At 68.4% G+C, this 6,983-nt stretch carries 6 protein-coding genes; 2 read left to right on the top strand and 4 right to left on the bottom strand.

The features are described from left to right. From ssb to P409_RS21925, 3 genes are all read right to left on the bottom strand, one after another. The coding region (gene ssb, locus P409_RS21935; RefSeq protein ID WP_034843673.1) for a single-stranded DNA-binding protein at positions 1 to 400 on the bottom strand (400 nt) is incomplete at its 3' end. 86 nt (positions 401 to 486) lie between these two features. Further along, the gene (locus tag P409_RS21930) at positions 487 to 840 is read right to left on the bottom strand and encodes a hypothetical protein (RefSeq protein ID WP_034843672.1); all 354 of its coding nucleotides are present in this window, start codon (positions 838 to 840) and stop codon (positions 487 to 489) included. Between the two features lie 9 nt (positions 841 to 849). Beyond that, positions 850 to 1,386 (bottom strand): EndoU domain-containing protein, encoded by a 537-nt coding sequence (locus P409_RS21925; protein WP_034843671.1) that lies wholly within the window; start codon positions 1,384 to 1,386, stop codon positions 850 to 852. A gap of 257 nt (positions 1,387 to 1,643) precedes the next feature. Here P409_RS21925 and uvrA point away from each other — a divergent pair, with 257 nt between their 5' ends. Both uvrA and P409_RS21915 read left to right on the top strand, forming a co-directional pair. Then, a complete protein-coding gene (uvrA, locus tag P409_RS21920) occupies positions 1,644 to 4,493 on the top strand; it encodes an excinuclease ABC subunit UvrA (protein ID WP_034843670.1) in 2,850 nt (949 codons plus the stop codon). A gap of 312 nt (positions 4,494 to 4,805) precedes the next feature. After that, complete coding sequence (locus tag P409_RS21915; RefSeq protein ID WP_034843669.1) at positions 4,806 to 5,828, top strand: linear amide C-N hydrolase; 1,023 nt, start codon at positions 4,806 to 4,808, stop codon at positions 5,826 to 5,828. A gap of 46 nt (positions 5,829 to 5,874) precedes the next feature. Here P409_RS21915 and P409_RS21910 read toward each other — a convergent pair. Beyond that, positions 5,875 to 6,983, bottom strand: a 1,109-nt coding sequence (locus P409_RS21910; RefSeq protein WP_034843668.1) for a CHAT domain-containing protein, incomplete at its 5' end; no start/stop codon positions are given.

The raw sequence follows: 6,983 nt of genomic DNA, 5'->3' as shown, positions 1-6,983 counted from the left end.
AGCCGCCCTCGTCCTCGAAACCGCCGCCGCCCCCACCGCCGCCGCCCTCACGGCCGTCGAGCATGGTCAGCTCGCCGCGGAACGGGCGCAGCACCACCTCTGTGGTGTAGCGCTCGGCGCCGCTCTGGTCGGTGTATTTCCGGGTCTCGAGCTGGCCCTCGATATAGATCTTCGAGCCCTTCTTCAGGAATCGCTCGACCACCCCGACCAGCGCGTCGTTGAACACCACAACGCGGTGCCACTCGGTGCGCTCCTTGCGCTCGCCGGTGTTGCGGTCCTTCCAGTTCTCCGACGTCGCGACCGAGAGATTCGCCACGCGGCCGCCATTCTGGAAGGACCGGATTTCCGGATCGCGGCCGAGATTCCCGACCAGAATGACCTTGTTGACGCTGCCAGCCATGATCCAGACCTCACTCACTGCTCAATTCCGGGGCGGACCCTAGACGCCCGGGCCGCCGATGCCAATCACTTCGATCGGGTGCCGCCTCAACCCTTCCTGCGTGTCCGGGCCGCGGGCTTGCGCAGTGCCGCCAGCCAGGCCCCGACCGCCCCCGCCAGGTCCCGGGTCGGCAGCACCAGCGGCGGCACCTTGGGATCGTGGATGTTGCGCAGCACCGACTGGGCGCCGCGGATCTCCAGGGCGTAGAGATTGCCGGTGATCGGCTCGTCCCCCTCCCCGGCCGCTCCAAGGCGCTCGGCCACCTTCGCCGTCCAGGCGGCGTCGCCGCGCAGATCGGTCTCCAGGAAGTCGGCCAGGATCGGCGCCGCGGTGCCGGGCACGACGCGCAGCCGCCCCTCGGCGTCGCGGGTGACCTCGATCGTGCTGTGCTTTGCCTTCATCCCGCCCTCTCAGTTCGGGAACGCGGTGTTGATCGCGTCCTGGCCGCGGCGCTGGATGGTGCCGATGCGGATCTCGAAGGGCCGGCCCCGGTCGTCGCGGCAATAGCCGTCCTGTGCATCGCCCTGCACCGGCGCTGACGGGCCGAGCACGCCCCAGGCGGGATGATCGCCGGTCTGGTTGCGGTAGGCATAGAGCACCGAGCGCAGGATCGCTTCGGCCGGGCAGTCGTCCGGGTAGAAGGTCGACCGCTTGCGTCGGCCGTTGCTGTAGATGACGGTCGCGTCATAGATCTCGCCGGCACCATGGCGGTTGTCCTCGACCCGGTCGACCGCGCCGGTCGGCAGCGCGACAACGCGCGAATGGAAGCCCTTCGGGTCGCCGTTGCGCCCGATCTCGCCGCAGAATATGTGGCTGAGATTGACCTGCGGGTCGCTGCGGCTCCACAGCCGCTTGCCGGCATCGCTGCAGTCGAGCGTCGCAGCCATCGATTCGCCGGCCCCCGACACGAGCAGCAGGACCAGGATCAGGCCGATCCGAAGGATCATGGAGTCTCCGGCGTGAGGCCCCGGGGTTATGCCCCGGACGGCTTGGACGGGCATCCTATCCCGCTTTCCGCTTGACCGCAACGTTCCCGATATGTTCGAGTCTCGCCGTCGGACTCGCTGTCCGCTGGCGCGCGGCCGCAGCGCCCGCCGGCGAACCGATGATCGGGCCGGAGTCGCTTTCGGGCCTCGCCCGTCCCATATTGCACATCGGCGTGCCCGGAGCCCGGGGACGCCCTTCCCGCATGAGTGATCTGGCGATGCACAAGTCCATCAGCGTCCGCGGCGCGCGCGAGCACAACCTGAAGAATGTCGACGTCGATCTGCCGCGCGACCAGCTGATCGTCATCACCGGCCTCAGCGGCTCCGGCAAATCCTCTCTCGCCTTCGACACCATCTACGCCGAGGGCCAGCGCCGCTATGTCGAGAGCCTGTCGGCCTATGCCCGCCAGTTCCTTGAGCTGATGCAGAAGCCGGATGTCGATTCGATCGAAGGCCTGTCGCCGGCGATCTCGATCGAGCAGAAGACGACCAGCCGCAACCCGCGGTCGACCGTCGGCACGGTGACCGAGATCTACGACTACATGCGGCTGCTGTTCGCCCGCATCGGCGTACCCTATTCGCCGGCCACCGGCCTGCCGATCGAGAGCCAGACGGTCAGCCAGATGGTCGACCGGGTGATGGCGATGGGCGACGGCACCCGGCTGTATCTGCTGGCGCCGATCGTCCGCGGCCGCAAGGGCGAGTACCGGAAGGAGCTGCAGGAGCTGCGGGCCCGCGGCTTCCAGCGCGTCAAGGTCGACGGCACCCTCTACGAGATCGAGGACGTGCCGGCGCTGAACAAGAAACTGAAGCACGACATCGAGGTGGTGGTCGACCGGCTGGTGGTGCGCGACGACCTGGGCAACCGCCTGGCCGATTCGATCGAGACCGCGCTGGGCCTGGCCGAGGGACTGGCCATCGCCGAGAACGCCGACAGCGGCGACCGCACCCTCTTCTCGTCGAAATTCGCCTGCCCGGTCTCCGGCTTCACCATCCCGGAGATCGAGCCGCGGCTGTTCTCCTTCAACAGCCCGCATGGCGCCTGCCCGGCCTGCGACGGCCTCGGCGCCAAGCTGGTGTTCGACCCGGAGCTGATCGTGCCGGACGAGAGCCGGACCCTGGCCAAGGGCGCGGTGGCGCCGTGGGAGGGCTCGTCCTCGAAATACTACCACCAGACGCTGGAGGCGATCGCCGCCCATTACGGCGTCAGCACCACCACGCCCTGGCGCGACCTGCCGGAAGAGGTCCGCAACACCATCCTGTACGGCTCGGGCAAGGATTCGATCGTCTTCCGCTACGATGACGGGCTGCGCACCTACAAGACCGAGAAGCCGTTCGAGGGGCTGATCCCGAACATGGAGCGGCGGTTCCGCGAGACCGACAGCGCCTGGACGCGGGAGGAACTGGGCAAGTACCAGGGCACCCGCCCCTGCGACACCTGCGACGGCGCCCGGCTGAAGCCCGAGGCGCTGGCGGTGAAGATCGGCGGACTGCACATCAGCCAGGTGGCGGAGAAGTCGATCGCCGAGGCCGGGCAGTGGTTCGCGGCGCTGAACGACACGCTGTCGGCCAAGGACCAGGAGATCGCCTACCGCATCCTGAAGGAGATCAACGAGCGGCTGACCTTCCTCAGCGCCGTCGGCCTGACCTATCTGACCCTGTCGCGCGGCTCCGGCTCGCTCTCCGGCGGCGAGAGCCAGCGCATCCGCCTGGCATCGCAGATCGGCTCCGGTCTCACCGGCGTGCTCTACGTGCTGGACGAGCCGTCGATCGGTCTGCACCAGCGCGACAACGACCGGCTGCTCGGCACGCTGAAGCGGCTGCGCGACCTCGGCAACACCGTGCTGGTGGTCGAGCATGACGAGGATGCGATCCGCAGCGCCGACTACCTGGTCGATATGGGCCCGGGCGCCGGCGTGCATGGCGGCGTGGTGGTGGCGCACGGCACGCCCGCGGAGGTGATGGCCAGCGCCGACAGCATCACCGCCCAGTACCTGACCGGCGCGAAGCGGATCGAGGTTCCCACGACCCGCCGCCCGGGCCACAAGGGCCAGGTGCTGAAGGTGGTCGGCGCCCGAGGCAACAACCTCAAGAACGTCACCATGGAGGTGCCGCTGGGCACCTTCACCTGCGTCACCGGCGTGTCCGGCGGCGGCAAGTCCACCCTGGTGATCGAGACGCTGTACAAGGCGCTGGCCCGGCAGCTGATGGGGGCGCATGAGCACCCGGCGCCACATGACGCGATCGAGGGCGTGCAGTTCCTCGACAAGATCATCGACATCGACCAGTCGCCGATCGGCCGCACGCCGCGGTCCAACCCGGCGACCTACACCGGCGCCTTCACCCCGATCCGCGACTGGTTCGCCGGGCTGCCCGAGGCCAAGGCCCGCGGCTACGGCCCCGGCCGCTTCTCATTCAACGTCAAGGGCGGCCGATGCGAGGCCTGCCAGGGCGACGGCGTCATCAAGATCGAGATGCACTTCCTGCCCGACGTCTATGTCCAGTGCGACGTCTGCAAGGGCCACCGCTACAACCGCGAGACGCTGGAGGTGCTGTACCGCGACAAGTCGATCGCCGAGGTGCTGGAGATGACGGTCGAGGAAGGGGCGGAGTTCTTCCGCGCCGTGCCCTCGATCCGCGACAAGATGGAGACGCTGCACCGGGTGGGGCTCGACTACGTCAAGATCGGCCAGGCGGCGACCACGTTGTCGGGCGGCGAGGCGCAGCGGGTGAAGCTGGCCAAGGAGCTGTCGCGCCGGGCCACCGGCAAGACCGTCTACATCCTCGACGAGCCGACCACCGGCCTGCATTTCGACGATGTGCGCAAGCTCTTGGAGGTGCTGCACGAGCTGGTCGACCAGGGCAACACGGTGCTGGTGATCGAGCACAATCTCGAGGTGATCAAGACCGCCGACTGGATCGTCGATATCGGCCCCGAGGGCGGCGACGGCGGCGGCGAGATCATCGCCGCCGGCACGCCGGAGGATGTGGTCCGCGCCAAGCGCAGCTACACCGGCCAGTACCTGGCGCCCTATCTGCGCCAGGCCCGGCAGAAGCAGCGGGCGTGAGGCCGGCTCTGTTCCATCGATAACCCTCTTCCCCTGCGGGCGGGGCCAGGGGGAGAGGTTTGCGCAGCAAGAACCGCCTGCCCACCTGCCTAGGATTTTAGATATCTGGACTCACCGTCGACGGTCATCTGGACCTACCGGCCTGGGTGGGCGGGTGTCATGCTGACCCTGGCTCGGACGGCGATAGGCGATTGGCCCAGACACGTCGCCTCCGTCCCATTTTGAACCCACGTCACCCGGGTCCCGCCTCGCACCGACCCGGCCGGCCGATTTTGCCGGCTTCCAGCGGGATCCCCACCCGAGGAGGCAGTTGTGTGCACGGATTTTCTTCTGCTGGCGGAGGACGCGAGCGTCGTCAACGGCCGCAGCATGGAGTTCGGATCGGATCTCAAATCCGAGCTCCTGATCAGCGGCCGAGGCACGGAAAAGACAAGCCCGACGCCCGATCTCAAGGACGGGCTGCGCTGGACGGCCCAGTACGGCTATATCGGCATGAACGCATACGGCAAGACCATCATCACCGACGGGATGAACGAGGCGGGGCTGAGCATCGGCGCCCTCTGGCTGCCGGGGACGCGCTACGCACACACCGTGTCCACCCCGTCGCAGGCCCTGGTCGTCGACCTGTTCACCAGTTGGGTTCTGGGCACATGCGCCACCGTTGACGATGTCAAAGCCCAGCTGACCGGGGGCGGGATCGAGATCTGGGGCGATCTGGTTCTGGAGAAGGAGACGCCGCTGCATTTCCCGATCCATGACGAGCGCGGCCGCAGCATCGTCATCGAGTTCATCGATGGCGTGGCCCAGATCCACGACAACCCGGTCGCGGTGCTGACCAACGACCCGCCCTTCCCCTGGCAGATCACCAACATCGAGAACTATGTCGGGCTATCCAACACCGACGCGGAGCCCATCCACATCGGCCTGCAGCGATTCAAGCAGACCGGGCATGGCAGCGGCATGCGGGGCATGCCGGGGGATTCGACCCCGCCCTCCCGCTTCATCCGCACGGTGTTCCAGAAGCACTTCGCACATCGGCCAAAGGATGCCGGGGAGGCGTGCAACCTGGCCATCCACCTGCTCAACGGCGTCGACATCCCGGTCGGGACCAGCGCCTCGCGGCCGGCGCATGGCGGGAAGGTCGAGTACGACTACACCCAGTGGATCGTGGTCAAGGCGCTGCGGCAGAAGGTCTTCAACGTCCGCACCTACACCAACCCGACCATGATGCAGATCGACCTGAAGCAGCTGGATCTCTCGCGGCCCGGCGAGACGCTGCATCCGCTGCCGGCGCAGCCGACCTCGATCAACATCACCGGGACGCTGACGGCCTGATGTGGGCGCGGCCCGTCGGAGGTCCTTCCGGCGGGCCGCCCTGCCGTCAGTTGGCGATCATGACGAAGGCGAGCCAGACATCGTCCTGTACCCCGGGCAGCTTGCCCGCGATCGCGTCGAGCTTCGCCAGGCGGATCGCCTGTTCATAGGAGCGGGTCATGGCGAGCGCCTGGTAGAAGCGGATCATGAACAACGCCTTGCCGCGGTCGCTGACCGGCCAGCGGGCCAGCAGGCTGCGCTTTGCCCCGGCCACCGCCAGCGCCGATGGCAGGCCGCTCAGCCCCTCGACATAGCTGCGATCGCCCTGGGCCGTGTCGCAGGCCGACAGCACGACTAGATCGACGCCGGACAGGGGCCAGGCCGTCACCTCGGCGGCATACAGCACCCCGTCATCCGCCGCCATATGGTCCTCGCCGGCCCCGTTGGCGCCGGAGAGGGCGATGCCGGCCCGCCAAAGCGGCGCCGCCTCCCCCGCCGAGACCGGGTCGAAGAAGCCGTGGGTCGCGAAATGCAGGATCCGGCGGCCGCCGGCCGCGGCCCGGACATCGGCCTCGTCGGCGGCGGTGCCCCGCAGAAGCTGGGGCGTGAACCCGACCCTCGCCATGGTCTGGGCGATGGTATCGACCTCCATGCCCGTGGCCGGCAGGGGCGACATGGCCGAGCCAGGGCCGTAATCGACATCGCCGACCAGCAGCATCCCGCCCGCCTCCACCGGCGGCTGCGTCTCCTGATCGCCGCGGATCGCCCGGGCGCTGCGGGCGATGCGGACATCCCGGGTCTCGATCAGGTTGCGCCCGGCCCCGTCGATCAGCCCGTCGAAGGGCACGAGATGCAGGATGCCGTCCGGCACCACATCCAGCCGCTCGACCCCGTCCAGCTTGCTCTCGAGCGGCGCGATCAGGCTCTTGTACAGGGCTCGGCGCGCCTCGTTGCCGATGATTTCGTCCGGCGTCTGCAGCCACCGCGCGACATCGACCGCCGCGCCGAGGTCGTAGAGCCAGACATTGCCGTCGCCGCGGCCGACCATCGCCAGGATGCGGTCCTCGACCACGCCTTTCGACACCTTCAGCGGCGCGACGATGAAGTCGGCCACGGCCTCCCTGGGGCCGAGGCCGGCCAGGATGGCGGCGTAGGGCCGGCGGCGCCGCTCCTCCA

The organism is Inquilinus limosus MP06 (genome assembly GCF_000767795.1).
GTDB lineage: Bacteria > Pseudomonadota > Alphaproteobacteria > DSM-16000 > Inquilinaceae > Inquilinus > Inquilinus limosus_E.
The sequence above is the reverse complement of the archived record's forward strand: the minus strand, read 5'-3'. Positions and strand labels throughout refer to the sequence as shown.